This window comes from Neorhizobium populisoli (genome assembly GCF_019430945.1).
GTDB classification, from domain to species: Bacteria; Pseudomonadota; Alphaproteobacteria; order Rhizobiales; family Rhizobiaceae; genus Neorhizobium; species Neorhizobium populisoli.
Map to the genome: position 1 here is coordinate 1 of NZ_JAHYCB010000051.1, position 2,487 is coordinate 2,487.

The following is a 2,487-nucleotide window of genomic DNA, read 5'->3' on the forward strand; positions in this document are numbered from 1 at the left end:
GGTAAGCGGTCAGCCGATCACGTCTGTCTTGAAGTTCCAAGGCATCAGAGCGTCGACGTCGTGAGCGGGCCATCCATTGGCCATACGCAGTAGTGTCTGGGCCAGCCAGGCAAGTGGATCGACGTCGTTCATTTTAGCAGTCTGCAAAAGTGTAGCGATCGTCGCCCATGTGTTGCCGCCGCCTTCGCTTCCTGCAAACAGGCTGTTCTTCCGCGTAATTGTTTGGGGACGGATTGCCCGCTCGACGATGTTGGAGTCGATCTCGATGCGGCCGTCACTGAGAAAGCGCTCCAGAGATTGCCGGCGGTTCATTGCATAGCGGATCGCTTCGGCCGTCTTGGACTTGCCAGAGACTTTCGCCAGCTCTTTTTCCCAGATGTCAAAAAGGTTTGCGACAATTGCCGAAGACCGCTCTTGTCGTGCGGCAGCTCGGGTGTTGGCATCCTTACCGCGGATCTCGTCTTCAACCCTCCAGAGCTCCGCCATGGCTTTCACCGACGCTGTCGCCGCGTCATTGATACCGCCGACATGAAGCTCGTAAAATTTGCGCCTGACATGCGCCCAGCAGCCTGCCAACGTGATGGTCTCGTTGCTACCTGCTTTGAGGTGTTCTTTGACCATGCTCGTATAAGCGCCATGCCCATCAACCTGGAGAATGCCGTTGAAGCCGTTCAAGTGGCGTGCAACGCAGCGCGCACCCCGGCTGTCCTCGAACCGATAGGCGACCATAGGCGGTCCTGATCCACCGAACGGGCGATCATCACGTGCGTAGGCCCAAAGCCACGCCGTCATTGTCTTTCCTGAACCAGGCACCAGGGTTGGCAATGTCGTCTCGTCGGCAAAGACCCTTTCACCCGCTTTGATCTTTTCCAGAATGTAATCGGCCAGGATCTTCAGCTCGAAGCCGAGATGGCCCATCCATTGGGCCATCAACGACCGGCTGAGCGCCACGCTATCACGAAGGTAGATCGCCTGCTGACGATAGAGTGGAAGGCCGTCGGCGTATTTCGATACGGCAATGTAAGCGAGAAGCCGTTCGCTCGGCAGGCCAGCCTCTATGATATGGGCCGGCGCCAGAGCCTGTAGTACGCCGTCACGCCCCCTGAATGCATATTTAGGCCGGCGGGTCACGATGACCCGGAACTTCGGTGGAATGACATCGAGCCGCTCGGATCGGTCCTCGCCAATCAGAACCTTCTCCAAGCTCTGGCACTCTTCAGGGATATCTGGCTCGATAATTTCTTCGATGCGTTCGAGATGGGCGGCAAAGCCCTTGCGTGGGCGTGCTTCCCGCTTGGGCTTGTCTTTCCGGGACTGTTCGAGCTCGCTGTCGATTGTCGCCAGGCCGGTCTCGACTTCCTCAAAGGCAAAATCAATCTGATCATCGCTGATCCCCAGCCGCAGCCGTTCCGAACGAGTGCCTTTCTGGGCCCGCTCCAGCACTTTCACAATCGCTGTGAGGGTGGCGATCCGCTCGTCGGTATCCTTTTTGAGCGCCTCAAGCCGAGCGATCTCCGCTCGGGCAGCCGCACCCTCTGCATTCATGGCGACGATCATCGCCTTGAGTGCATCCACATCATCAGGAAGGTCCGAAGCAGACAAAACCATAGCAGGAGTAGACCATAGATCGCGGGCTTTTCCTAGCGTTTACAGTGGCATATGTCACTTTCCGTGCCGTCGTTCAGCCCGTGGTGCGCGGTCTCCTGATCGTCGCTGGGCGGATCTTCTTCCAATCCAAACCAGCCAGAAGTGCCATGAGCTGAGCATGGTCGAGGCGGATACGCGCCGCCGTCGCTGCCGGCCAGCAAAAGCCATTCTCCTCGAGAATTTTCGAATAAAGGCAGACCCCGCTGCCATCCCACCAAACGATCCGGACACGGTCCGCCCGTTTCGACCGGAAGACATAAAGCGCGCCGTTGAACGGGTCGAGGCCACCATCCCTGACCAGAGCCATCAATGATGCTGCACCTTTGCGGAAGTCGACAGGCTGGCACGACACATAAACAATGACACCAGACGCAATCATGCCTGACGAACCGCCCGCAGGATCTTCACTAGATGTTCAGTCGCAATATCGCCGCCTACGCGCACCATAGCATCACCGATGACAATCTCAACCGCAGAACCGGCAACCGCCTCGACCTGTGCAAACCGAACCTGTGCATCAACTGACTTCGAGAGAGGAGCAATCGATCCCGAGGCGACTGCTTTGCGACGCCAATCGTAAAGCTGAGAGGGATCCAGACCCGCTCCACGGGCAATCGCTGATACATTCACCCCCGGCTGCAGAGTTGCGGCGACCAAACGGGCCTTCTCATCATCCGGCCAGTCTCTCGGCTTGCGGCGCGTCGCGATTGGTGTCGCCGTCAAAACCTCGAAGGCTCGGGTCTGATTCACAGTATCACTCATAGGGCTCTCCGCATGACTCATGCAGAAAATGAGCGATCTGTCCCTCCAGCGCTACGTGGGATCGCTTACCCGCTTACG

3 protein-coding genes are annotated in these 2,487 nt (G+C 57.9%); all 3 read right to left on the reverse strand.

Annotation, left to right across the window (positions count from 1 at the left end):
• Positions 1-9 precede the first annotated feature (9 nt).
• The 3 genes from tnpC to KX729_RS33400 all read right to left on the reverse strand — a co-directional run bounded on the left by tnpC (position 10) and on the right by KX729_RS33400 (position 2,409).
• Positions 10-1,608: an IS66 family transposase gene (tnpC, locus tag KX729_RS33390; protein WP_219746707.1), complete on the reverse strand. Its 1,599-nt coding sequence runs from the start codon at positions 1,606-1,608 to the stop codon at positions 10-12.
• 73 nt (positions 1,609-1,681) lie between these two features.
• A complete protein-coding gene (gene tnpB / locus KX729_RS33395; RefSeq protein ID WP_246618062.1) occupies positions 1,682-1,954 on the reverse strand; it encodes an IS66 family insertion sequence element accessory protein TnpB in 273 nt (90 codons plus the stop codon).
• Between the two features lie 68 nt (positions 1,955-2,022).
• On the reverse strand, positions 2,023-2,409 hold the full coding sequence (locus KX729_RS33400; protein ID WP_219746709.1) for a transposase: 387 nt from the start codon (positions 2,407-2,409) through the stop codon (positions 2,023-2,025).
• Between the last annotated feature and the right edge of the window lie 78 nt (positions 2,410-2,487).